Annotated in this window: 15 protein-coding genes; 8 read left to right on the top strand and 7 right to left on the bottom strand. The window is 69.5% G+C overall.

Features of this window, described 5'->3' with window-relative positions:
* Positions 1 to 6 precede the first annotated feature (6 nt).
* The 7 genes from HR086_RS07110 (at position 7) to HR086_RS07140 (ending at position 12,289) form a co-directional block, all read left to right on the top strand.
* Positions 7 to 1,809: an alpha-amylase family glycosyl hydrolase gene (locus tag HR086_RS07110; RefSeq protein ID WP_373564268.1), complete on the top strand. Its 1,803-nt coding sequence runs from the start codon at positions 7 to 9 to the stop codon at positions 1,807 to 1,809.
* A 178-nt stretch (positions 1,810 to 1,987) separates the two neighbouring features.
* Positions 1,988 to 4,456, top strand: coding sequence for a hypothetical protein (locus HR086_RS07115; protein WP_174465187.1), 2,469 nt, complete (start codon positions 1,988 to 1,990; stop codon positions 4,454 to 4,456).
* Between the two features lie 140 nt (positions 4,457 to 4,596).
* Positions 4,597 to 6,258: a fibronectin type III domain-containing protein gene (locus tag HR086_RS07120; protein WP_174465188.1), complete on the top strand. Its 1,662-nt coding sequence runs from the start codon at positions 4,597 to 4,599 to the stop codon at positions 6,256 to 6,258.
* Between the two features lie 62 nt (positions 6,259 to 6,320).
* Positions 6,321 to 6,710 carry a BlaI/MecI/CopY family transcriptional regulator gene (locus HR086_RS07125; protein WP_141645248.1) on the top strand — a complete coding sequence of 130 codons (390 nt, stop codon included), beginning with the start codon at positions 6,321 to 6,323 and terminating at the stop codon, positions 6,708 to 6,710.
* Positions 6,710 to 8,311, top strand: a complete 1,602-nt coding sequence (locus HR086_RS49155) for a M56 family metallopeptidase (RefSeq protein WP_174465189.1) — start codon at positions 6,710 to 6,712, stop codon at positions 8,309 to 8,311. The genes HR086_RS07125 and HR086_RS49155 overlap by 1 nt, the downstream gene beginning before the upstream one ends.
* A gap of 450 nt (positions 8,312 to 8,761) precedes the next feature.
* Positions 8,762 to 10,708, top strand: coding sequence for an erythromycin esterase family protein (locus HR086_RS07135; RefSeq protein WP_174465190.1), 1,947 nt, complete (start codon positions 8,762 to 8,764; stop codon positions 10,706 to 10,708).
* A gap of 168 nt (positions 10,709 to 10,876) precedes the next feature.
* On the top strand, positions 10,877 to 12,289 hold the full coding sequence (locus tag HR086_RS07140) for a hypothetical protein (RefSeq protein ID WP_174462736.1): 1,413 nt from the start codon (positions 10,877 to 10,879) through the stop codon (positions 12,287 to 12,289).
* A 90-nt stretch (positions 12,290 to 12,379) separates the two neighbouring features.
* Here the strand turns inward: HR086_RS07140 and HR086_RS07145 are convergent, their stop codons facing one another.
* From HR086_RS07145 to HR086_RS07175, 7 genes are all read right to left on the bottom strand, one after another.
* Positions 12,380 to 13,594: a HAMP domain-containing sensor histidine kinase gene (locus HR086_RS07145; RefSeq protein ID WP_254626222.1), complete on the bottom strand. Its 1,215-nt coding sequence runs from the start codon at positions 13,592 to 13,594 to the stop codon at positions 12,380 to 12,382.
* Between the two features lie 207 nt (positions 13,595 to 13,801).
* Positions 13,802 to 15,478, bottom strand: coding sequence for an isovaleryl-CoA dehydrogenase (locus tag HR086_RS07150; RefSeq protein WP_141645243.1), 1,677 nt, complete (start codon positions 15,476 to 15,478; stop codon positions 13,802 to 13,804).
* Between the two features lie 140 nt (positions 15,479 to 15,618).
* A complete protein-coding gene (locus HR086_RS07155; RefSeq protein WP_174465191.1) occupies positions 15,619 to 16,083 on the bottom strand; it encodes a spore coat U domain-containing protein in 465 nt (154 codons plus the stop codon).
* The gene (locus HR086_RS07160; RefSeq protein ID WP_174465192.1) at positions 16,067 to 18,400 is read right to left on the bottom strand and encodes a fimbria/pilus outer membrane usher protein; all 2,334 of its coding nucleotides are present in this window, start codon (positions 18,398 to 18,400) and stop codon (positions 16,067 to 16,069) included. The genes HR086_RS07155 and HR086_RS07160 overlap by 17 nt, the downstream gene beginning before the upstream one ends.
* Positions 18,397 to 19,176, bottom strand: a complete 780-nt coding sequence (locus HR086_RS07165) for a molecular chaperone (RefSeq protein ID WP_174465193.1) — start codon at positions 19,174 to 19,176, stop codon at positions 18,397 to 18,399. The genes HR086_RS07160 and HR086_RS07165 overlap by 4 nt, the downstream gene beginning before the upstream one ends.
* A gap of 18 nt (positions 19,177 to 19,194) precedes the next feature.
* Entirely contained in the window at positions 19,195 to 19,722 is a 528-nt protein-coding gene (gene pru, locus HR086_RS07170) for a fruiting body spore coat protein U (RefSeq protein ID WP_174465194.1), read from the bottom strand.
* Positions 19,723 to 20,030: 308 nt separating this feature from the next.
* Positions 20,031 to 21,902, bottom strand: coding sequence for a glycoside hydrolase family 18 protein (locus HR086_RS07175; protein WP_174456399.1), 1,872 nt, complete (start codon positions 21,900 to 21,902; stop codon positions 20,031 to 20,033).
* 627 nt (positions 21,903 to 22,529) lie between these two features.
* On the opposite strand from HR086_RS07175, the gene HR086_RS07180 reads away from it, so the two are divergent.
* Positions 22,530 to 25,820, top strand: coding sequence for a bifunctional serine/threonine-protein kinase/formylglycine-generating enzyme family protein (locus tag HR086_RS07180; RefSeq protein WP_174465195.1), 3,291 nt, complete (start codon positions 22,530 to 22,532; stop codon positions 25,818 to 25,820).
* Position 25,821 lies beyond the last annotated feature (1 nt).

The following is a 25,821-nucleotide window of genomic DNA, read 5'->3' on the forward strand; positions in this document are numbered from 1 at the left end:
GCGGAGCTGCCCCGGGCCACCGCCGTGCCCATGCCCACCCAGCCCTCCAGTCGTCCGGGCATGGGCGCCATTCCCTACGACGGCGGGAGCACCTTCCGCGTGTGGGCGCCCAACGCCCAGCGCGTGCAGGTGGCCGGTGACTTCAGCAACTGGGAGTCGGTGGAGCTCCAGCGCGAGCCGAGCGGCAACTTCTCCCTGGACGTCCCCGGCGCCAAGGCCGGTGAGCAGTACCAGTACGTCATCCAGGGCAAGCACGGCGACTGGCGCTGGAAGGGAGACCCTCGCGCCAACGACGTGACGAACTCCACGGGCAACTCCGTCATCGTCGACCACAAGTCCTACGAGTGGAAGCACGACTGGGAGTTCAAGATGCCGGCCTGGAACGAGGCGGTCATCTACGAGATGCACGTGGGCACGTTCAACGACTCACCCGGCTGGGGCCCCGGCAACTGGGAAAGCGCCATCGACAAGCTGGACCACCTGAAGGACCTGGGCATCAACGTCGTGGAGTTGATGCCCTCGGCCGAGTTCGCCGCCGACTTCAGCTGGGGCTACAACCCCGCCTTCCCCAACGCGCCGGAGAGCGCCTACGGCAGCCCCGAGGACCTCAAGCGCTTCGTCGACGAGGCGCACAAGCGCGGCATCGGCGTGGTGATGGACGTCGTCTACAACCACCTGGGGCCCAGCGATTTGCCCCACTGGGACTTCGACGGCGAGACGTACGGCAAGGGCGGTAGCTACTTCTACACGGACTGGCGCGCGAAGACGCCGTGGGGCGACACCCGGCCGGACTACGGCCGCCCCGAGGTGCGCGACTACCTGCGTGACAACGCGATGATGTGGCTGCGCGACTACCACATGGACGGCCTGCGGCTGGATGCCACCAAGGAAATCCGTCAGGCCAGCGGCGCGGACAACCCGCAGGGCTGGCAGCTGCTCCGGGACATCAACGACGCCGTCAACCGCGAGTTCCCGCAGAAAATCATCATCGCCGAGGACCTGGGCAACGAGGGCGGCCTCACGCATCCGGACGGCGCCAACTTCGACAGCCAGTGGGACTCCAACTTCGTGCACCCCGTGCGCACGGCGCTGACGGCCTTCTCCGACGCGGAGCGCGACATGAACGCCGTCGCCCGCGCGATTGGCTTCAAATACAACGGCAACGCCACCCAGCGGGTCATCTACACGGAGAGCCACGACGAGGTGGCCAATGGCAAGCAGCGGCTGCCCAGCGAGGTGGGCGGCTGGGACTCCGGTGGCTATCACGCCAAGAAGCGCTCGCTCATCGGCGCCGCGCTGACGATGACCAGCCCTGGCATTCCCATGCTCTTCCAGGGCCAGGAGTTCCTCGAGGACGGCCACTTCCAGGACGGCGACCCGCTCGACTGGCAGAAGAAGGAGTCCTTCGCCGGCATCAACCAGGCGTACACGGACCTCATCAAGCTCCGGCGCAACTGGAACGACAACACCGCGGGCCTGCGTGGGGAGAACGTCAATGTCCACCACGTGAACAACGACGACAAGGTCATCGCCTTCCACCGTTGGGACAAGGGCGGGCCGGGCGACGACACCATCGTCGTGGTCAACTTCGGAGGCAAGCAGCTCTCCAACTACGAGCTGGGCCTGCCCTCCGACGGCACGTGGAAGGTGCGTTACAACAGCGACTGGCAGGGCTACTCCGGCGACTTCGGCAATGCCCAGAGCTTCGACGTAGGCGGCAAGTGGAACGGCAAGGACGGCCTGCCCGCCAGCGGCTCCCTCAACAACCTGGGCCCGTACAGCGTCGTCATCCTGTCGCGGGACAAGTAGCCCATCACCTCCCTCGAAGCACCTGGACCCCGTCGTCTCTCAGTAAGAGGGCGGCGGGGTTCTCACGTTTCAATACCGTGGCATGTGTAGCGGTGTCGCATGAAGCCGCATAGCTGTAAAACATGAAATACTAGCTGTGTCCGGATAGCATGATGGTTCCCCCAGGAGGGTTTCCATCATGATTTTCTCCCGCCGGGCCGTGCCCGGGCTTCGTGGTCTCGCGGTCGCTCTCACGTTGTTTCAGGTGTTGTTCGCGGCGCAGGCGATGGCCGCCGAGCGACGGTTCCTGATTGATTTCGGCGCGGACATCTCCACGACGCCTGGTTGGAACAACGTCACGGTGGGCCATTCGGGGACGACGCTGAACAACCTGGTGGACTCGGCGGGTGTCTCGTCCGGGTTGACGCTCCAGATTACGGACTCCTTCTGGCAGGGCTGGACGGGGGCCAACAACGGCAACGGCACCACCAGCAGCGCGCTCTATCCGGCGACGGCGACGCAGGACTCGCAGTTCATCGGCAACCACATGGGCACGCTCGATGACCTGGCGAAGGTGCGCATCTCCGGGCTCGCGGTGAACGGGACGTACTCGGTGCGCTTGTTCGCCTCGCGCGTCACCGACGACCTCACGTCGGACCGGACGACGGTGTTCACCATCGGCGCCCAGTCGGTGGAGCTGCAGGCGCGCAACAACGTGAACAGCATCGCCGAGCTCACGGGCCTGGCCCCGTCGGCTGGCGCGCTGGAGGTCACCGTGTCGCTCAAGCCGGGCGCCATCTATGGCTACCTGGGCGTGCTCGAACTCATCGAGCACGACGGCGTGGTGGTGAACCGTCCCCCTGTTCCCAACGCCGGCGCGGACCGCACGGTGCCGCTGCCCAGCAACACCGTGGCCATTCCTCCAGCGGGCACGGACCCGGAAGGGCAGGCCATCACCTTCCAGTGGACGCAGGTCTCCGGCCCCAACACCGCGCGCATCTACCAGAGCCCGTGGAGCCCGCTGGTCGCGAGCAACCTGGTGCAGGGCACCTACGTCTTCCGCCTCACCGCCACCGACAGCGAGGGCGCCAGCGCCGCCGATGACGTGAGTGTGTCCGTGGTGCAGAGCACCGGCGCCGGCTCGCCCTTCCAGCGCACCGTCACCCAGAAGGCCGTCACGGCCAACAGCAAGGTCATCCAGTATTACGAGTCGCTGCCCCGGGGCTACAACACGGACCCCACCCGCAAGTGGCCGCTCATCGTCTACCACCACGGCCTGGGCCAGCGCGGCAGCACGCCGGAGAGCCTGCCCATCATCCTGGGCACCAGCATCCCCGTGGAGACGGGCGCGCAACTGGAGTACGTGAACAACGGCGTCACGGAGTCCTTCATCGTCCTGCAGCCGCAGCTGCACGAGTCCTATGGCGAGTGGCAGGACTTCTTCACCCAGGCCATGCTCGACACGGCCCGGACGAACCTCCGCGTCGACCCGGACCGCGTCTATCTGGTGGGCTACTCGCTGGGCGCGTTCCAGACGTGGACCTTCCCGCAGCGCTCGGACGCGAACGCGCTCCAGGTCGCCGCGATTGCGCCGGTGGCCGGTGGGCGCGTGCACACCTCGGGCGGCGTGTCGCAGCTCTGCCGGCTGGCGAACCAGGACGTCGCGGTGTGGGCGTTCCACGCGGTGGATGACCAGACGGTCGGCGTGGGGACGACGGATGGCGCGGTGAACGGGCTCAATGCCTGCTCACCGGCTCCGGACCCCGCGCCGAAGTACACGCGCTACGCGGATGGTGACCACTGGGTCATCGGCCGTGCGACGAATCCGACGGCGCCCGAGGCCTCCAACCTCTACCAGTGGCTGCTGAGGCAGCGCCGCAACGCACCGCCCGTCATCTCCACCCCCCGGACACTCACCGCGCGGTCCACCACCGTGCCCAAGCTCTACAACACGACCATCGGCTACTACGAGTCCCTGCCGCCTGGCTACAACGTGGACCCCAACCGCCAGTGGCCGCTCATCGTCTTCCTCCACGGCCTGGGCCAGCGAGGCAACGGCACGACGGAGCTGACCAAGGTGCTGGAGACGGCGCTGCCCTTGAAAATCAAGGACGGCGCGCAGCTCGAGTACGTCGTCAACGGGGTGACGGAGTCGTTCGTGGTGTTGATGCCCCAGATTTCGGCGAGCACCTCCGGGTGGCACCCGTACCACGTGGAGCGGATGCTGGACCTCGCGCTGGCCAACCACCGCATCGACCCCAAGCGCATCTACCTGACGGGCCTGTCGCTCGGCGGCTTCGGCACCACGGCCTTCCCCGAGTTCTCCCTGGCGAATGCCCAGCGGCTCGCCGCGATTGCGCCCACGGATGGCGCCCACTACGGCGATGTCGTCTGGGCGCCGGACCTGGGCAATGTCCCCACGAACACCTGTTACATCGCCCAGGCCGGTGTGAAGACCTGGATGTTCTACGGCGCGGTGGACCAGGACTGGGGCTGGACGGCCTCGCAGTTCGTGGACCGACTCAACGCTTGCGCGCCCACGCCCTCGCTCAAGGTCTCCGTCTATGCCGGTGTCGGCCACGGGGCCTGGGGGCGCGCGTATGACACGGGGGCCGCCTGGCAGACCCCGAACCTCTACGAGTGGCTGCTCGCCCAGCGTCGTCCGTAGGACGCTGGAGGCATGGAGGCGCCCCGCGGTGTCCGTGCGGGGCGCTTCGCGTCTTCCTCCGGACCCTGTCTCTTGAGAGACAAGGGGCAGGAACCCGTGGGCAATGTCGTGCCCGCCGCGCATCCGGCACAACCGTCGGCATGGTGGGAAACACGTTGGTGGTGGTGGCGCGTCCGGAGTGGGTGTCAGGCGGCGGTCCCTGGGGGTCGACCTTCAAGGTGACGTTGCTGAACCTGTCGGACGAGGTGGTGGTCAACCCCGTCATCACCTTCAAGGTGGAGGCGAAGCAGGTCATCCAGAACAACTACGGGCTGGTCTGGACGCGCAGCGGGGAGGTGGTGTCCGGTCGGCTCGTGGCCGAACGCAACGTCATCCCTCCACGCGCTTCGACGGAGTTCCGGCTGTCGGTGCGGGGGGAGGGGCAGGACCTGGGGCCGCTCCCCCGCGACTTCACCGTCAACGGGCGCCCCGCGGACCCTCCTCGAGACAGCGAGCCTCCGACGACGCCCAAGCGGGTGCGCGCAACCCTCGTGGGCTCCGCACTCGTCACCCTGGGGTGGGACGCGTCCACGGACAATGTCGCCGTCGCGGGCTACCGCGTGACGTACTCGAAGGTGGGCGGCGGTGTGGCCCAGACGCTTTCGTCGACGCGGCCGGCTATCACCCTGATGGGCCTGTCGGCGGGGAGCGAGTACCAGGTCTCCGTGGTGGCGCTGGATGTGTCCGACAACGTGTCGGCGTCCTCGGACACGGTGAAGATTCGCACGTCGGCCGCGCCGCCGGACGCGGGGGACTGGGACGTGCCCCGGGCCCCGTTCGTGGACTACACGTCGTGGCCCACGCCGCGCGTGTCCGAGTACGGAAGAGAGGCCGGCCTGGATGGCTTCTTCCTCGGCTTCCTCGTGGCGCGACCGGACGGGGGTGCCAGGGCGGTGTCCTGGGGTGGCAACACCACCCTGGTGGACTCGGAGGATGGCCAGTCGTACTCGGGGGACGCGACGGTCTCCGACTACGGCAAGAGGGACATCGAAGCCTTCCGTCGAAGCGGCGGCACGGTGGTGCTGTCTTTTGGTGGCGCGTCGAACATGCCCCTCGAGGCCGAGGAGACCGAGGTGGCGACGCTTGTCGCGACCTACGCGGCTGTCCTTCGCAACTACGGAGTCCGCCATCTCGACTTCGACTTCGAGGGCGCGTTCCTCCATGACGAGGACGCACAGGTGCGCCACCTCGCGGCCCTCTCTCAGTTGCTCGCCGTCTACCCCACGCTGAAGCTCTCCTACACGCTTCCCGCGGACGGCGCGCCGGGCTCGCTGGTGGGCTTCAACGACGGTGGGGTGCGCTTCCTCCAGAAGCTGTCCTCCGCGGGCATCGAGCCTTCGCTCATCAATGGCCTGCTGATGGAGTTCGGGCAGTCGGCACCGGTTGATGCACTGGAGTGTTGTGTCCACGCGCTCCGGGGCATGCACGCGCATGTCTCCGCGGCCTTCCCTCGGTGGGACGCGGCGAAGGTGTGGCGGCGCCTGGGGGCGTGCCCCATGTTCGGGCGTCATCCCAATGGACGGGAGTTCACCCTGGAGCACCAGCGCGGCCTGGTGGAGTTCGCGCGAGAGCACCAGCTGGGCTGCCTGTCGGGCTGGGATGCCACCCGGGACGCGAACCAGGGACGGCTGCCCGAGTGCGAGCGAGACTCCGGAGGTGACCTGTCCCGGTGCACGCTCACCCCGCAGCAGCCGTTCGACTTCGGCAGATGCATCTCCGCCCATGGCGCGAAGGGCCCCTCGCAAGAAGTCGTCGCGGAGTAACGACTCGCGGAAGTACGACGTGCATCGTTGACAACATACGACTGACGTCGTACTTAGATGGCATGACGACGGATGCCATTCCCACGGACGTGGAGCTCGCCATCCTGGGCGTGCTGTGGAAGCGCGGTCCCAGCACCGTGCGCGATGTTCACGAGGCGCTCGGGCGGGAGGACGGCAAGAGCGCGGGCTACACCACCACGCTCAAGCAGCTCCAGGTGATGTCCGCCAAGGGGTTGGTGAGCCGTGACGAGAGCTCGCGCAGCCACGTGTACGCCGCGAGCGTCGCGGAGGGGCGCACCAAGCGTCAGCTGGTGAAGGACCTGCTCGACCGCGTCTTCGGGGGCTCCTCGGGTGCGCTCGCCGTGCAGGCGCTGTCGCTCAAGCCCGCATCGAAGGAGGAGCTCGAGGACCTGCGCCGGTTGTTGGACGCGGACAAGAAGGGGGAGAAGTGATGAGCCCCGCCTGGCTGATGGCGGAGTGGGGGCGAGGTGTGGCCCTGTGGCTGGTCCATGGCGTGTGGCAGACGAGCGTCGTGGCCCTGGTCGCGGCCGCCTCGCTGTGGTTGCTGCGGCGCCGCTCGGCGCGGGCTCGTTATGCGGTGGGGTGTCTGGCCCTGGCCGCGCTCGTGCTCGCGCCCGTGGTCACGTTGCTGCTGTCGTCCCCGGACTCCGTTCCGGCGCCGCTGGACGTTGGAGTGAGCGGGCGCGTGACGTCCATCGTCGAGGACTCCCAGGCGCTCGCGGGAGCCTCCCTCCCGAGCCCGGCGTCCCAGGCGGCGACGGAGCCCGTGGCCTTCGACATCTCGTGGCCCATCGTGCTGGGCGGTCTCTGGTTCAGCGGGGCGTGTGTGGCGCTCTTGCGCCTCGCCCTGGGCTGGTGGCGGATGACGCGGCGACTGGTTCGCCTCGCGAGGCCGGCCTCCTCGTCGGTGCGCCTGACGGTGTCGTACGTCGCGGAGCGGCTGGGCCTGCGCCGCGGGGTGGAGGTGCGGGAGTCCTTTGTCGCGCCCTCTCCGTTGGTGCTGGGGCTGGTGCGGCCGGTGCTCGTGCTCCCGCGTGGCGTGGATGAGCGACTCACCCGGGAACAGTTGGAGGCGGTGGTGGCACACGAGCTGACGCACGTGCGGCGCCATGACACCGTCGTCAACTTCGTGCAGTGCCTGGTGGAGGCGCTGTTCTTCTTCCATCCGGCGGCGCGCTGGCTGTCCAGTCAGGTGCGACTGGAGCGAGAGCACTGCTGCGACGACGCGGCGGTGGGCTTCTGTGGCGATGTCCGCGTGTATTCCGGCGCGCTGCTGGGGCTCGAGGAGCTGCGGCAGGAGGGCTCGATGCTGGCGCTGGGCGCGGGTGCACGGCCGCTCGCGGCGCGGGTGCGGCGGCTGCTGGGGCAGTCGCCCGTGTTGGAGGTGCCTCGGAAGGCCCGGCTCGTGGGTTTCGTCGGGGGTGTGCTCGCGACGTTGGGGGTCTCCGGCGCGGCCTGGGCGTGGGGGGTGCCGCTGGAGATGTCCCTGCCCCCGCGGTCCTCGCAAGGGCTCGCCACGGCGGTGTGCTCGCGCGTGGTCTATCCCAAGGACTTCACCGCCGTGGCCTCCTACCGGAGTGGCGGGCGCACCTTGCGCAGCCGCATCTTCGTCTCCCGCTGTGGGCGCATCCGACTGGAGTCCGAGAATGGGTCCTCGGTCCTGGTGCTCCTCTATGACGTCAACACCCATGAGCAGGTGAATTTGGATGTCAGGGCGCGCACCTACGACGTGTTTACCGACGATGGGGACCTGGGGCTTCCGCTGCACCTTCCTGGCGGGTGCACGGAGAATCAGGCGGGCTGCGTGCTCCAGGGGGAGGACATCGTCGAGGGACGCCTCACCCGACGTTGGCACCGGAGCCACGCTCCGCATGACACGTTGACCCAGTGGGTGGATGCCGAGCTGGGCTATGCCATCCGTGAGGAGTCCGACCTCTTCGGCTCGCTCACTCTTTCGGACATCCAAGTCGTCGAACCGGTCGTCACGCGCTTCGTCATCCCGAGCGACTTCCTGGCGGACGATTCGCCGTAGCGGTCACCGTCGGCGGTCCGCTGCGAGCGGAGAGATGAGCGGGGGAGTTCTGTTCCCCGCACCCGACTTCATCCGAGCACTCGCGCGCCGTCGCCGGTTGTCACCGGTGAGCGCCTCCTCCCAAGGAGGCCCGCGCCCCGCTTCATCCTGATGCCCTTTGCGGCGGACGTGCACGGTCTCCCGCGCCTTGTGCGTCCCAGCCGAGTCTCTCTCGTCCATCCCGAGGTCGCTTCACGGCGACGCGCTCAGCCTCCTGCGTCCTTCGCGTCCCGCCGAGTCTCTCTCGTCCATTCCAAGGTCGCTTCACGTTGGACGTGTTGGGGCTCGTGCGCCCTTCGCGTCCCAGCCGCACTCGCGTTGTCCATCCCGAGGTCGCTTCATGGCGACGCGCTGGGCCTCCTGCGCCCTTCGCGTCCTGGCCGCACCCCCGTCGTCCGTCCCGAGGTCCGCATGAAAGTCCTTCGCCTGCTGTGCCTGATGCTTTCCCTCGCGTGCGCCGGCTCCGGCACGCCACGTGTTCCGGTCCCTTCGGTCGCTCCCGCCGAGAAGGCAGCCCCCGCTGTCGCCACCGTCACGGTGGACGGCCGGGTCCGGAGCGCCACGAACACGCCCGTGGAGGGCGCCGTGGTCGCGCTCGTTCCCGCCCGTGAGGACTGGAACCCGGACCTCGCACCCCCGGCGGCTCGCATGCGCACGGGACCGGATGGCCGCTTCCACTTCGCTGACCTGCCTTCCGGCCAGTATGGCCTCACCGTCAGCGCGACCGCTTACGAGGCGGGCTTCCTCATGGACGTGAAGCTCACGGCCAGCGAGGCCCCGCGCCAGCTCGACGTGGTGCTCGCTCCGCCAACGCAGGTCCTCCGAGGGAGCGTGAAGTCGGAGTCGGGCAAGCCGCTCGCGGGCGTGTGGCTGCTCCTGGGACGCTACAGCGATTTCCTGGGCGACATGCTCTACGTCCAGACGGATGCGAGCGGCGCCTACGAGGTGGCCCTGCCCGTCGGCGGGTATGGCGCCGCCGTCCACGCCGAGGGCTTCATGCCCATGGGGCGCTCGCTGGAAATCGCGGCCAACAAGTCCGTGACGGTGACGGACTTCACCGCGCTGGCGCTCCCGGAGACCACGCCGCCATCTCCGGAGGTTGTGTCGTGGGTGAAGCAGTCCCTGGTGCCGCTCACCTCGGTGGAGGCGGGACATGGGTTCGCCGACCTGCAACCGCTGAAACCGTGGCTCACCGAGGCCCGCATCGTGGCACTGGGTGAAGCCACACACGGCACCCGCGAGTTCTTCCAGCTCAAACACCGGATGCTGGAGTTCCTCGCCACGGAGCTGGGCTTCACCGTCTTCGCGATTGAAGCCAGCTTCGGAGAGGCGCTCGCGCTCAACGAGTACGTCCTCACCGGCAAGGGCGACCCGGCGAAGGGCCTCGCGGGCCTCTACTTCTGGACCTGGGACACCGAGGAGGTGCTGGCCCTCATCCGGTGGATGCGCGCCTACAACGCCGACCCGCGCCACGCCAGGAAGCTCAAGTTCTACGGCGTGGACATGCAGGCCACCGCCGCCTCCTCGCGGGCCGTCCTCGACTTCTTCGCCCAGGTGGACCCCGCCTTCCACCAGCGACTCGCCGGGCCGATGGCGCCGTTCCTCGACCCGCGGCAGGGCCCCGCGCTTCGCAAGGTGGAGACCGGCCAGGTGCTCGCGGGGCTCGTCACGGACATCGAGGCCCGCCTGCGTCAGCTCCCCCCACGCAAGGCTTCCGCGAAGGCCCAGGCGCTGGTGGCTCGCCACGCGAGGGTGCTTGGTCAGTTCGCCGAAACCGTCGTGGGCCAGCTCTCCGATGACAACCTCCGGGACCGGGCGATGGCGGAGAACGCACGCTGGATTCTCGAGCACGAGGGCCTCGAGGCCCGGATGGTGCTCTGGGCGCACAACGGTCATGTCGCCGCCACGGGCCGCGACGCGGTGACGCCCATGGGGCAGCACCTGCGCGAGGCCCTCGGTCAGCAACTGTATGTCTTTGGCTTCGCCTTCAATCAGGGCGCGTTCCAGGCCGTGCACGTGCCGAGTGAGCCGAACGAGCCGCGACGGGGTCTCACCGCCCACACCCTCCCTCCCGCGGAAATCGGCTGGCTCGATGGAACGCTCGCCCAGGCTCAGGTGTCCGCGTTCGCGCTCGACCTGCGGAGCCTGCCGCGCGGCGGCGGCGCGGCGGAGTTCTTCCTGCAGCCCCGGTACACTCGCAATTATGGTGCCGTCTACAGCAAGGCCATCCAGCCCCGGTCCATCCGAGCCGCGTCCGCCTATGACGGGCTGCTCTTCGTGGACCACACCCAGGCGGCGGTCTCCACTCCCACGGGCAGGCGTCAACCTCCAGGACAGCAGGCGCAGGGCGCGCAGTGAGGGCACGCCCGCCCTTGTGTCGGGCTCCTTCCATGACTTTCTTTCGGCATGTCTCGCTTTTCATAAGACTTCCGTGAGGCCGTCTCGTTGATGCGTTGCATGGAGCGAGTACGGCTCCGGTCCGACGGGCAGGGGTTCGTCGGACCTCATCGACGGGGAGTACGGGTCATGCTGAAGAAGATGGTGGTTTCGTGGATTCTCCTGGTGGGCAGCACGACGCTGTTCGCCGCGTGTGACAGCGAGCAGAAGAAGGCGGAGGTCATCGACTCGCACGGCACCGGAACGGTGGTGCTGCTCATCGAGCGCGAGACGGGCGAGGGCCCCTATGTCGAGGGGACGCAGGAGCGCTTCAAGGTCACCGCCGCCGGTGAGGTCTTCAAGGCCGTGCGCTGGAGCGCCAACGCCGGCGTCGTCGCGGCCGAAGCCGAGCGCGTCACGTGGACGCTGCCGAAGGAGGGGACGGCGTCCCTGTCCGTCTCCGTGGAGACGGAGTCGGGGAAGACGGCCGAGGGCTCGTTCAACTTCAGCGTGGTGGCCTCCGCCGTCGTCGTCCCGGTGACGGGGGTGGACGCGGGGCCGGACGTGACGGGTGTGCTCTGCGAACTGGCCTTCGACAACGCCGGCAAGGGGCACCTCGTCTACACGAACGAGACCCACCGGGGGCTGTGGTACGCGACCTGGGACGGCACGACGTGGACGACGGAGCAGATTGATGGCCCGGGCTTCAACAACGGCGGCACCTACGTGTTGAACTGGAACATCGCCCTGACGCTGGACGTGGCGAGCGGGACGCCGCACGTCGTCTATCTCAAGGGGCCGGGCCTGCCCGGCACGACGGCGGCCAACTGGCGGATGAACTACGCCACGCGCGTCAATGGCAGCTGGGTCCGCGAGGAAGTCGAGCCCACCAACCGCACGTCCTATACGCGGGTGAGCGTCGCGCTCAATCCCAACCAGGGCCTGCAGCCCACCGTCGTCTTCAGCGATGGCTCGGCCGGGACGGGAGTCCGCGTCGCCACCCGGACGGCGCCGGGCACCTGGGGCATCGCGCAGCACAACATGTCGATCCTCATGGGCGACGTCAACTTCGACGCCTCGGGCACGCTGTACATCCCGTCCAATGCGAACTCCAGCTCGGATACCTACGTGAGCGTGAGGCCCGGCGCGGCCACCGACCGCACCCGTCTGGACGGTGTGACGCTGGAGAACACGTTGTGGCTCTCCGCGGTCTGGGGGCCGAGCCAGCACCTGCTGCTCCTGTCCAGTGGCGGCGTCGACGGCGCGAGGAGCGCCCTGCAGGACATCACGGTGAAGGCGCCCATCACGTCCAGCACCCTGGCCACCTCGCCGGTCGACTTCGAGAACGACTCGAACGACATGACCTACGGCGGAGGCAAGGTCTTCATCGCCCAGCGCCATGGGACGAAGCTGGAGCTCATCACCCCGGATGCGCGGGGCTTCTGGACCTATACCCAACTGGGCACCGTGCAGGAGGGTTCACGTCCGAGCGTGGCGGTCCGCCCGACGGACAGCACGCCGCACGTCTGCTACCAGCGCGACGGCAAGGTGAGCTTCCAGTAGCAGGCCCCGCCTTCACGCCTGTCCGGCGCCAGCCTCGACCGAGGGCTGGCGCGTCGGGGCCTTGGTGTCGCGGGAAGACGCGCTCGCCGCTCAGGCGCGGGTGCTCATCCCCGGGCCGCCCGTCGTCGGCAGTCTCGTCATGGGAATCTGGAGGGTGAAGGTCGAGCCGCGTCCCAGCTGACTCTCTACCTGGATGCTCCCGCCATGGGCCTCGACAATCTGGTGGGTGATGAAGAGGCCCAGTCCCATGCCGCCGTAGTTGCGCTCGGAGACGGCGCGCACGAAGCGCTCGAAGATGCGGTGCTGCTGCGTGGGGGCGATGCCAATGCCCTCGTCCTGCACGGTGAGCACCACGGTGGTGTCGTCGGCGCTCAGGCTCAGGCGGATGGGCTTGCCCGCGCCGTACTTGATGGCGTTGGTGACCAGGTTCGTCACGGCCTGGTCCATCCGCCGCCGGTCCCACATCCCCTCCAGGCTGGTGGGGAGCTCGAGCTCCAGGCGACACCCCGCGGCGGCGGCCTGGGCCTCGTAGCGCGTGGTGACATCCCGCACCAGGGCGGACAGGTCCATGCGCGCCGGCTCCAGCGGGAGCCTGCCCACGTTGATGCGCGACACATCCAGCAGGTCATCGATGAGGTCGGCGAGCTTGCGCACCTGACCGCTCGCCGCGGCGAGCTCCCGGGCCAGTCGTCCGTCCGCCACGAGCGCCTCGGGGTTGCTCTCGGCGGTGCGGCGCATGGCGGACAGCTTCAGCTGGAGGGGCGTGAGCGGCGTCTTCAGCTCGTGTGAGGCCACGGACAGGAACTCGTCGCGGGCGTGCAGGGCCTCGCGCAGCCGCTCCATCTCGCGCGTCTCCTCGGCGTGCTTGCGCTGGGTGAAGTCCCGCGTCACCTTGCCGAAGCCGCGCAGCTCTCCCGTCTCGTCGAAGAGGGCGGTGATGACGACGTTGGCCCAGAACCGCGTCCCGTCCTTGCGGATGCGCCAGCCCTCGTCCTCGAACCGGCCCAGCCGGATGGCGGACTCCAGCTCCCACTCGGGCTTGCCCCAGGCGACGTCCTCGGGCGGGTAGAAGCGGCTGAAGTGCTGGCCCAGGATTTCCTCGGCCAGGTAGCCCTTGATGCGCTCCGCCCCCAGGTTCCAACTCGCGATGTAGCCGCGCACGTCCAGCGTCAGGATGGCGTAGTCCGTGACGCTGGAGATGAGCAGACGGAGCTGGTCCTCCGTGTCCCGACGGGAGTGTTCACCTCTCGAGTAGGTGATGGCTCCGTTACCGGAGTTCAGAAGGTGGTCGTGGTTGTCGCCCAAGGTGCCCCGCTTCCAGCCACCTAGGAGAACACGCAATTGTCGCCATGCAAGCGGCTGTCTCACCCTTTCGTCCAGTAGACGAAGGCGCCACCTTCCCCCAGTGGCGATGGGCGGGGCGGAAGCCTCCCTGCCCGGCGGTGTGGGCCGGGACAGGGCGTACGGGCAGGCAGGGGGCCTGACTTCCAGAGGGCGCGCGCGTCGCCCAGGTCAGCTCACGGCGCCTTCGCTGAAGGCTCGCTCGATGAGGGCCTTCATCGGGGCGTGGGCGGGCAGGGTCCCGAAGCAGTTGCCGTGCGCGCCTCCGAGCCGGGACTCGCAGAAGGCATCGGCGACCTGGCTGTTGCCGGCGCGCAGCAGCAGGGAGGCCTGGAGCGCCAGGGCGAGCCGCTCCACGACGAAGCGCGAACGCGTCTCCAGCGTGGCGGTGTCCGAGAAGTCCTTGGCGATGCGCGCCAGCTCCGCGTCGAGCGCGGGGTGGCCGCCCTGGGCCGCCATCAGCTCCTGGAACAGGGCCTCGCGGCTGGCGGGCTCTCGGGTGGCCGCGCGCAGCACGTCCAGGCACTGGATGTTACCGCTGCCCTCCCAGATGGAGTTCAGGGGCGCCTGCCGGTACAGCCGCGCCAGGTTGGACTCCTCGACGTAGCCGGCGCCGCCCAGGCACTCCTGCGCCTCGTTGACGAAGGTGGGGGCGCGCTTGCACACCCAGTACTTGCCCACGGCGGTGGCCATGCGCGCGAAGGCGGCCTCGCGCTCGTCGCGGTGGCTTGCGTCCACGGCGCGGGACACGCGCGCCGTCAGCACGGTGTGGGCCTCCGACTCGAGCGCCAGGTCCGCGAGCACGTTCATCATCAGCGGCTGTTCGATGAGCCGCCGGCCGAACGCCTTGCGGTGCCGCGCGTGGTGGATGGCCTGCACGAGCGCCTGACGCATCAGGCTGCTGGAGCCAATCATGCAGTCCTGCCGCGTGAGGGCCACCATCTCCAGGATGGTCGCCACGCCCCGGCCTTCCTCGCCGACCATGAAGGCCACCGCGCCCTGGAACTCCACCTCCGAGCTGGCGTTGCTCCAGTCGCCCAGCTTGTCCTTGAGCCGCTGGATGCGGATGGCGTTGCGCGTGCCCTCCGGCGTGAAGCGCGGCAGCAGGAAGCACGACAGGCCGCCCTCGGCCTGGGCCAGGACGAAGAAGGCGTCGCTCATGGGCGCGGAGAAGAAGAACTTGTGCCCCACGAGCGCGTAGGGATTGCCCGGCCCCTTCGCGCCCAGTTGGTGCGCGCGCGTGCTGTTGCTGCGCACGTCGGAGCCGCCCTGCTTCTCCGTCATGCCCATGCCGATGGTGACGCCCTTCTTCTGCTCGGAGGGCTGGAAGCGCGAGTCGTACGTGGTGGACGTGACGAGCGGCAGCCACTTCTCCGCGAGCCCCGCGTGTGCCCGGAACGTGGGCACGCACGCGTACGTCATCGTCAGCGGACAGCTGGTCCCCTGGTCGGCCTGGTTGTGCAGATAGGAGAGCGCCATCCGCGCGACGTGGGCACCGACCGTCTTCTCGTGTCGCCACGCGAAGTTGGGGATGCCGTGGGCGACGGCCGCCTCCATGATGCGGTGGTAGGCCGGATGGAACTCCACCTCGTCCAGCCGGTTGCCATAGCGGTCGAAGGGCTTGAACTTCGGCTTGTTCTCGTTGGCGGTGAAGCCCAGTTGCATCAATTCGCCGCCCGCGAGCGGGCCGTACTTCGCGATGTCCGCCTCCGCCCAGCCTCCGCCCTCGCGTGCCACGGCCTCGCGCAGCGGGAGGTCTGTCTTCCAGGCGTCGTACACCAGGGGGGGCGCCTGATTGGTGACTTCATGGGTGACGAAGGTCGTCGCGATGGGGTCGGAAGAACTCATGGTGCGAGGATAGGCGAGCGGCCCAGGCTCCGCGAGCGCAACGTCCGCGCCGGAGCGCCTCCCCGGGCGCATGCCCTGCGTCCCAGCGGCTCCTGGAGACTCGCACGCCTGTGTGAGCACGGGGGCATGGGGCTCGCGGGTCAGAAGGTCACTGTCACCACCAGCGTGTCGGAGTAGCTGCCCGCCGCCACGCTCTGCTGGGCGGGGACGCGGCCGTGGATGGGGACGGTGATGTCCAGGCCCAGCAAGGGGAGGACCGGGCCATAGCGGGACGTGCCGGACAGGCCATTGCCCCAGATGCTCAGGCGGGTGGCGTCCAGGTAGAGGTTGTAGGCGAGGGTGCTGGAGGATGGGCCCTGCATGCGCCGGAGCGCGTAGTTGTTGGAGCCGCCCTGGCTCAGGTCGATGGTGACGGGGGTGAGCTGGATGATGGTGCACCGGAAGGTGATGCTCCCGGTGGTGTCGAGCGGCAGCGTGGAGGTGGGGGTGTAGTTGAGGAAGCGCAGGCCCACGACGTTGCGAATCTCACACGCCGCCCGGGCGCTCGCGGAGGTCAGCCCGCACAGGCCCGCCAGCATGAGCGCCAGGTCACCGCGCATCCTCATCCACGCACCTCACCGTTCCCAGGTCGATGACCTCGCCCGCCAGGGATGGGACGTCCAGCGTCGCGGCGCAACGTCCCCCGGGGTAGATGACGGTGGCCGGGTGTTTGCCGGCGGGGAGGTCCACCAGCTCGAACTCGCCATTCCTGCCCACGGGGGAGCTGACGCGCGCACCCGCGACGTCGACTTGAAGCTCACCGTGCGCGGGGGTCCGCCGGGCCGTGTCGTCGGCGAGCACCAGCCGGCCTCGGAACGCGCGCACCCTGTCCACCTGGAAGTCGAGCACCACGCCGCCGCGCCGCCACGGCGCCACCAGCTTCTGCGTCGTCCTGAGATAGACCTCCAGCGGCAGGTCCTCGTCCGTCAGCGACAGTCGGTTGGCCCCGTAGGACTGGAGCCGCGTCACCATCAGCTCACCGCGCGAGTCCGTCCGGCCGATGAGGTGGTTGTCGAGCCTCACGCCGATGCCCTCCACGCCCTCCACGCGCACCAGCGCATACCCCTGGTCCACCGCGCGGGTGGGGCGAACGCGGCCCCCGAGCGCCACCAGCCCCCCGGAGACCTCGGCCGCGGCCACCAGCACGCCCTGGCGCCACTCCAGGCCGCCCGAGGCGCGGCCCACGTTCGTCTCGTAGTCGACGCGGCCGAGGGCCTGGTGGTGAATGCCCGTCTGTCCCTGGACCTGGAAGCCCAGTCCGCCTTCCACGGGGACACCGCGTGAGACATCCACCGAGGTGATGCCGCCTCCCCGGTTCTGGATGTGGCCCAGCGAGCCCGTCGTCCTCGGGTCGAGGATGGCGTTCAGGGACACCATGCCTTCCAGCGTGGAGGGGCCCAGGAGCAACTGGCCTCGGCTGGCGGAGAACGAAATCAGGGTCCGCTCGGTCAGTTGCGCGGAGGTGGATGCGCTCAACCAGGTGGACCAGCCGCGTGTCCTCCAGCGCGTCACCAGCGCCTGTCCGCCCACGCTCACCCGACGGCCCAGCGCGACGAAGAGGTTGCCCCCCGACTCCACCAACGGGTGCGCCGTGTCCGGGGCGAGGCTGCTGTGCGCATAACGCGCGCTCATCGCCCGGCCGAAGACGGACCCTCCCAGCCACCGCCCCTGGACGGACCAGGCCGCGCCGGCCGCCACGCCGGTGTGTCGCTCGGAGCGACTCACGGCCTGGGACACCTCCAGCTCTCCGAGCGGCAGCTGGAACCACTGCACCGCGCCGGTGCTCAAGAGGTCCGGTGAAATTTCCAGCCGCACGCCCGGCGTCAACCAGGGCGTCACGCCCATGCGGAAGGTGCCCAGCAGCAGCGGTCGTCCGTAGTCGAAGCTGCGCGTGCCGGGCGACTCCCGCTCGACGCCCAGCGACAGGTGGTAGTCCGCCACGCCGGGCGACAGCAATTGCGCGCCCAGAGAGTACGACGCATCCACCTCGCTGACGCGTCCGAAGGCGTCGCGCACCACGTAGCGCGCGGTGCCTTCGCCCCGGGGCACGGTGAGGTTCTCCAGCCGGTAGGGGCCCGGTGGCAGCTCGGTGCGGCGCACCAGCCGGTTGTTGACGTAGATCTCCAGGGTGGAGGGCGTGGTGACGTCGCCCGCGAGGTCCTGCACGGGGTTGCGCACGAAGTAGGGGTTGAGCTCGAAGGAGCGCATGACGTGCAGGCCCGCCACCACCGCGCCTCCGCCGAGCACGCCGCCCAGGCCGGTGGCCTCACCCGCGAGGGCGCGCACCATGACCTCCGGAAAATCCACCGACAGCTGGGTCAGTCCGCGCAGCGGTGTCGTGCCAGGACTCCACCGCCCCTGGGTGGTCAACAGGCCCCGGCCCACCGACGCGCCGACCTCGCCGAACAGCGCCAGCCGCGTGTTGCGCAGGTGCGCGGCGTAGTTGATGAACCCGCTCGGGCTGCCGGTGACGGCGTAGCCTTCGGGGGGCGCGGTGCCCAGGTCGATGCGCGTCGGTACGAAGGCGGTGGAAGGCAGCTCGCAGTGCAGGGAGGTGGTGCGCTCGTCGAGCTCGAAGCGGCCCCGGGGTGCCAGGGATTGCAGCGAGACATAATCCTGACCCTCGATGCGCTCGAGGCGCGCCCCCAGCCGCGTCAGGTCGACCCCGTTCGCCTCCAGTGTGGCCGCGGGCAGCAGCACGTCCGTGCCTCTCACCAGCGGGAAGACGTCACCTCGGGGGACGCCGTTCAGCGTGAACTCCACCACGATGGGAACCACGCGCTCGGGCTCGTCCGAGGACGCGCGCCAGGGCACCAGGCTGAAGGCGCACGCCAGCGCCAGGGCCAGCGCGCCCCGGGCCGCCGACTTCTGGAATCGGCTCATGGCGACGGCGTGGGTCCACAGGGCGCGGCGGCGGTGACGGGGGCGCTGTGGCGGAACACGCCCCGGTCCGTCTCCACCTCCACTTCCAGCGAGCGGATCCGCTGGCAGTGCTCGGCGGAGGTGTCGAGCGCGAACACCTGCGAGCCGCCCGGCAGCACGTACCAGCCCACCTGGTCCTTCTCCACCAGTCGCTGGCCCTGGGCATCCAGGCCGCGCACCCGCGTCTGACGGATGAAGAAGTTCACCGTGCCCGGGTTCCTCACGCGGAAGTGGAACCGGGACTGGCGCAGGTCCACGTCCTCGACGCGGCCCTGGACATCCTTGTTCCTGGGCGCGACGAACACGGGGAGGGAGACGCGGGTGAGAATCTTCAGGCCCATGGAGGGCTGCACCGGCGCGAGCGGAGGCAGCTCCTCGACGATGAGTCGGAAGGAGCGCTCCGTGTCTCGCGGCGCCGAGGAAATGCCCACCCGGATGGGGCGGGATTCCCCCGGCTCCAGCGTCAGCATCGACGGGAAGAAGAACAGCTCCCGCGTCGGCTCCAACGTCATGCGCCCTTCTTCATCCTGGACCCAGGTGTGGACCGAGGCCTGGAAGCGCGTGGTCTCCGTGCCCTGGTTTCTCACGGTGACCACCACGCCCCGGGCTCCGGTCTCCAGCTCGAGCCGGACGGGATTGACCTCGAGCGACGCGGCGTGTCCCGCCCCGGGAAGGACCCCGCTCAGGACGGCCATCAATCCCAGACATCGGGACCAGGCGGAAGGATGGAGGCGCATGATGGGGAGGGCTTTCCGTTAGAAGGTGATGGTGGCGACGACGGTGTCGTTGTAGGTGCCGGAGGGAACGTTCTGTCCCTTGGGCACGGTGCCGAAGACCGTCACCGGCGTGGACAGCCCCGTGCCGATGTACGGCAGGCCCGTGCCAGGCGTGTTGCCCCAGACCACCAGTCGCGTCAGGTCCTGGTACAGCGAATAGGACAGGGTGTTGGTGGACGTCGTGTGCAGCATCCGGCGCAGCGGCACCGCATCCGTGGAGCCCGTGTTGGCGTGCGCACCCTGGCCCAGCGTGACGACCGCGGTGCCCAGCAGGGTGCACTGCACCGTCAGCGTCCCGGTGCCCAGCAGGTCCACGCCCGCGCTGCCGTTGAGGAGCACCGGGTCGTAGTTGCCGAAGTTGAGCGAGCCGGAGTTGATGCTGCACGCGGAATTCACCGTGGCCGTCACCGTCAGGTTGGCGGTGGCGGTGGCCGCGTCGGCGGGCGATGCGACGGCGAGGGAGGCCGCGATGGCGGTCGCGGCAATGGCACTCTTCAGGGTTTTCATGTGGACAGCTCCAGCTGCGAGAAGACCGGGGCACCCCGGTTGGCGTCTGGCCATTGCAGACTGGGCGCCAACCTCGTGGGCGCCAAGGTGGCCAGACTGGCGGCCCCCGCTCACCGCACGCTTGATGCGTGTGCTGGGTGGCAGACCCGGAGCCGCGCCACCCCGGGCATTCACTGCGAGGCGCTCACCTGTCCATGGAGGGCATCCCCTCGGTCCAGCGGGCAACAGGGCCTGGGCCGAGAGGAGGTCTCCGGTGCGGGGCCGAGGAGGCTGTCGGCTACCCACTCAGGGTGGTGCGTTTCCCCGGGCTAGGGGAGGAAGGCGCCCTTCACCGCGTCGAGTGGAGGGTTGGCTCCCGTCACGGGGTTGGTGCAGCCCTGGTTGAGGGTCCAGATGATGGTGCCGCCGAAGCCGTTGGCGCGCGCATAGGCGCCCTTGGCGGCAATCGCTTGCGGCGAGTCATAGGAAATCCAGCGCACGGTGCCATCCACCACGGGCGTGGCGAAGGTGACGTAGCTGGACTGCGCCACGGAGTCCCAGTGGTACACCCCACCCGTGGCGGTCAACGCGAGGATGCGCCCGTAGGTGAAGTCATTGTCGCTGCCCACGTAGTCGGACCAGTCCGTGTAGGGCTGATACGGGCCGGTGATGTTGCGCCAGGCCATTCCATAGAAGGGCAACCCCATGCCCAGCTTCGCCTTCGGGATTCCCGCGGCCACCCAGGCATTCAGGCTGGACGCCACCGAGGTGGGGTGGGTGCCCGACTCTCCCGTCAGGGCGGAGGAGTACCAGGAGGTCCACCCGCCCCACGGCCCCGTCATCTCGTAGGACATGACGTTTATCTGGTCCAGGTAGGGCACCAGGTTTAGGAACCACGGGTCGGCGTCCTCGGGGAAGTTGGAGTTGATCCAGTTGATGGGGAAGGTGAGGAGCATGCCGGGACGGGCCGTTCGCAGCTCTCGCACCAGCGCGAGCAGGAAGGGCTTGTCGGCGGCCTCCACCGGCTCCCAGTCGATATCCAGGCCGTCGTAGCCAAAGCTGTCCATGGCGGCCAGGAGGTTGCTCACGAAGCGGGCGCGGTTGGCATTGGAGGCGGCGCCCACCCAGCCGTCATGCTCGCCGGAGCCTCCCACCATGATGATGGCCTTGCGGTTGGCCGCGTGGGCCCGCGTGGAGAGGGTGCGGGCGATGGCGGGGCCGTTGTCATTGTCGAACTGGGTGTTCACCGTGCCGTCGGGATTGGGAGTGACGCGGCCGACCACGATGTGGGTCATCGCGCTGAAGTCGACCTTCTCCGGAGGATAGAGGTCCGCGTTCCAGCCGGTGTAGTAGCCCGACACCCAGAGCCCGCTGGCCGGTGCGGGGGTGACCCTGACGGGAGCCGACGCGGACTGCGTGGGGTCCGCGACGCTGGTGGCCACCACGTGGTACGTGCCTGGCGTCCTGGGCGCGGTGTAGCGGCCCGAGGTGGTGATGGAGCCGCCCGCCGCGCCCTCGAGGACGGACCAGGTCACCGCCGTGTTCGTGCTCCCCGTCACCGTGGCGATGAAGGTCCGGGAGGTTCCGGCCGTCATCGAGAGGGAGGCGGGGTTGAGGGAGACCACCACGGGGGACGGGATGCGCAGTCCCTCCGCGCGCAGCGAGTCGAAGTAGAGCGTGGGCAGCGTCACCCCGCGCCCTTCCTGGAGCACGAGTCCCTTGATTCGCGCACCCGGGGTGACGAGGGCGGAGAACGGCACGGTGCACGTCACCCAGGTGTTGGCCAGGATGCGTCCCCCGGTGCAGCGCGGCCCCAGCTCCGTGCCGGTCGTCAGCGTGTCGTCGGCGTAGGCCCTGACGCGCACCACCGCGCCCGTCCCCGCCGTGCCTCCGTGGACGCGCAGGACGAAGGTGGCTCCCGCGTCGGCGACGTGCGGCGACGTGTAGAAGTACAGGGCCTCCTCGCTGCGCATCGTCGCGGAGATGGAATACTGCCCCTCCGCGACGGGCGAGGTGGCCCTGAGTGAATGCGTCGCCCAGGAGTAGTCGAACCAGGGCGACTCCATGGCATCGCGGTAGATCCAGTTCGTGGCGAACGTGTCGGAGTTCGCGGGGGCTTGTGGCTCCTGCTCCGTCGCGCTCGCGCCCCAGGCCCACAGCAAGGCCATCCCCAAGGATACCCAACCCACCCACCTCTTCATGTGTGCTCCTCTCGAGACCGGCCGGGCACCGCGCTCGCGCAAGGCGTGGCGGAAGTCCGGGGCTCGAAGCCTGTCCGGGATGGACGGGCCACGCGGCAAGCTGGGGTGAGCAGCCCGTGTCAGCAACGCCCGCCTGTCCCCGAGGGGGCTCGCGAGGAGACACTGCGCAAGGGAATTGGAGGAAAGGACTAGTACCAATCCCTTACATGCTCAGAAGCGTCTCGGTACGAGGGCTCCGGGTACGAGGAGCCGGGGCACAAGCAGGGCGATGACGGGGCAGCCCGGCGGGCTCCGGTACCCGCGCTCCAGCTGCATGGACGGCTGGACCTGCGCGGGCGGCCCCCGCGGCTCGCGCACGTCCGCTCCGCGCGGGGGCTTCTGGAGGCGGGGTGTCAGGGCTGTCTCGGGTGTATCGAGCCCCAGGGGTTGGGCGCCCGTCGGCCACGGTCCTGGCGGACCCTGTGTCTGGGATTGAGCCGGATGGGTGCGAGGGCGTCCGGAGGGGCTGACCTGCTTCACGTGGAGCCGTGGCGCGTCCTGGTGGATTGGCCCTAACATCCCAGGCGAGTCGCGGTGGAGGCGTGCGGGCTCGGATGCGGCTGTCATGGCGGCTGGGGGTGGTTCGAGATGAGCAAGCTGGCCCCGGGCAGGCTGCTGGAGGCGGAGGAGCCGCTCGCCTCGGGCGCGCTCGTGGAAGGCTTTCGCGTGCTGAAGCTGCTCGGCGAGGGCGCTTCGGGCAGGGTGTATCTCGCGCAGGACCTGGCGCTGGGGCGACACATCGCGCTCAAGTTCCTGCGGCCGGAGCTGCTGGGGCCCCAGAGCGCGGAGCGGCTCCTGGAAGAGGCGCGCACCACGGCCCGCTTCAACCACCCCCACATCGTCACCGTGCACGCGGCGGGTGTGTATCAGGGCCAACCCTTTCTGGCCTTGGAGTACCTGGAGGGCGAGACGTTGCGCGAGCGGATGTCTCGGGAGCGGATGTCGCCGGGGGAGGTGCTGCGCGTGGGGCGCGCCATCGCGGACGCGCTCGCGGAGGCGCACCGTCATGGCATCGTCCACGCGGACCTCAAGCCGGAGAACATCCTCCTGCCGAGGGACGGGCGGCTGCGCGTGGTCGACTTCGGGCTCGCCCGTCACGCGGGCACCTCCGCGGGCGCGGCGTCCGGAACCCCCGCGTACATGTCGCCCGAGCGCTGGAGGGGGACCCCGCCCGCGCCGGCGATGGACCTCTGGTCGCTGGGAGTGATTCTCCACGAGCTGCTGGATGGCCGCCGCCCGGTGGACGACGCGAGTCTCCCCGCGTTCGCCTTCACGCCGCGCCCGCTCCCGGGCCCGACGCCGGAGCTCGCCGGAGCGGCGCTCGTGAAGGACTGTCTCTCGCTGGCGCCGGAGGCCCGGCCGACGGCGGAGTCTCTGGCGAGAGCGCTGACGGACTTGCTGGAGCCGGCCCGGAGGCAACTGGAGGCAGACCCCGAGCGGCATCCGTTCCGGGGGCTGCGGGCCTTCACGGAGGGAGACGCGGAGGACTTCTCGGGCCGGGAGGCGGAGGTGGCGGCGCTCGTCGAGCGGCTGCGGCAGGCGGCTCCGGTGGTGCTGACGGGCCCTTCGGGTATCGGCAAGAGCTCGCTCGTGCATGCGGGCCTGGTGCCGCGACTGCGGCAGATGGCGAGCTGGGAGGTGGTCGCCTTTCGTCCTGGCCCGCGTCCCCTCCATCGGTTGACGGAGGTCCTGTCGCTGGACGCGGGAGTCGCGCGGACGCTGGTCCTGACCCCCGGGGCCATCGTGGAGTTGCTGCGGGCGCGCGCTCCGGCGCCCGCGCTGTTGTTGGTGGATGCGTTCGAGGAGGTCTTCACCCTGGGGGCGGCGGAGGAGGCGATGGCCCTGGTGCGGTGCCTGTTCGCGGTGGCGTCCGCGGGCATCGGGTGGCGGGTGCTGGTGGTGCTGCGTGATGACTACCTGGGGCAGTTCGCCCGGGTGGAGCACCTGGGGGCCTTTCTCGGCAATGCGTTCGTGGTGGGGCCGTTGTCGCCCTCGGCGCTGGTGGAGGCCGTCACTGGTCCCTTGCGTCGCGCGGGCCATGCCACGGACGAGCCCGGGCTGGTCGAGCGCATCGTCGCGGATGTCCGTGCCCAGCCCGCGGGCCTGCCGCTCTTGCAGGCCACCTGTTCGGCGCTGTGGGAGCGCAGGGACAAGGAGCGGCGTCTGCTGCGCGCGGCCGTGTACGAGGAGCTGGGCGGCGTGGCGGGGGCCCTGGCGGCGCAGGGACGTCAATTGCTGGGACAGCTCCCGGCGGATGACATCCACACGGTGCGACTGCTCCTGCTTCAATTGCTCACGCCCGAGGGGACCCGACGCCCTCGGGTGCGCGAGGAGTTGTTGGAGGAGCTGGGCGTGGGCGCGGGGAGGGTGCTCGACTCGTTGCTCGCGCACCGGCTGGTGGTCGCCTCCCGCGACGTGCGCAATGACGGGGCGCTGGTGGAGCTGGCGCACGAGGCCCTGGCCACGGCGTGGCCGGAGCTGGCGCGCTGGCGGCAGGAGTCTCGTGATGAGCACCTGCTCGTCACGGAAATCGACCAGGCCGCGGAGCTGTGGCATCGGCGCGGACGCCGGGACGAGGAGACGTGGGGCGGTGATGCGCTGGGGCAGGTGTTGCGGCGGGTGGCGGACTGGAAGGTGCCGCTCGCCAGTCGCTCGCGCGCGTTCCTTGACGCCGGGCGCAAGCGGGAGCAGGGGCACGTCCAGCGGCGCCGGGTGGGGATTGCCGTGGTGGTGCTGCTGCTCGTGCTCGCCACGGGGGTGGGCACGTCGGTGGTGTTCGCGTTCCAGCAGAACCAGCAGGAGACCGCGCGCCAGCAGCGGGAGATGCGGCTCATGGCCGCGGACATGGGGGACTTCGACCTGGTGCTGGAGTTCTTCGACTTCGATGCGCGCACCCTGACGTGGACCCGTGCGCCCGTCACCGCGCCCGTGCGGTGGGCGCTGGAGCTGAGCCCGGAGGCACGGCCGGACGAGCTGCCCATGAAGGGGGCACCTCCCGAGGGACGGGTGGATGAGCAGGGAGCCTGGCGCGAGCGCGTGGAGGCGCCCTCGCGGGCCGCGTGGCTCACCGTGGAGCGAGGGGACTGTCCTCCTTCGCGGATACGCCTCCTGCGACTTCCCGGCTACGCGCAGCGGGCCCGCCGAGAGGAGCTGCGGCTGCCGGTGCCGACCTGCGCCACGTCCCGGGCCGGGCAGGTGCTCGTCCCGGCGGGCGGATACTGGAGGCCCGAGCTGTCGCTGAAGGAGGAGGCGCGCTTCGAGATAGGCGCGTTCTCGATGGACAGGACGGAGGCCACCAACGCGGAGTTTCGGCTGTTCCAGGAGCGAATCCTTCCGCTCATGGGCGGAGCGCGGGAGGCCGCCCCCGCCCATCCGGACTATGAGCCGGCGAACCTGCCGAGGATTCCCGTCACCGGAATCGACGCCGGGGTGGCGGAGGCCTATTGCCACTTCATGGGCAAGGAGTTGCCGACCTACGACGAGTGGTCGAAGGCGGGGCGGGGCGGGGAGGTCCTCGACGCGAAGGGCGAGGTGCCCAATCCCGCGCCCCGTCGTCGGACTGTCTGGGGTGACGACCGGACGGTGCCGCCCGCCAACCTGTATGGGAAGGATGCCTTCGCCACGTTCGCCCCCGTGGGCTCGTTCCCGGAGGACCGCAGCCCCTATGGAATCATGGACCTCGCGGGCAACGTGGCGGAGTGGACGGCGACCATCGCCACGGAAGGTGACTACCCGGGCTTCCGCATGGTTGCGGGTGGGCGCTGGGACGCGCCGCCCGAAACGCGGCAGCACTGGCTCTTCTGGGCCAACCACCTTCCTTCGCGTCGCTTCGAGTTCGGCATTGGCACCCGCTGCGTGGAGCGGGTGCCTGCTCCCTGAC

The organism is Myxococcus sp. CA039A, assembly GCF_013336645.1.
Taxonomy (GTDB): domain Bacteria; phylum Myxococcota; class Myxococcia; order Myxococcales; family Myxococcaceae; genus Myxococcus; species Myxococcus llanfairpwllgwyngyllgogerychwyrndrobwllllantysiliogogogochensis.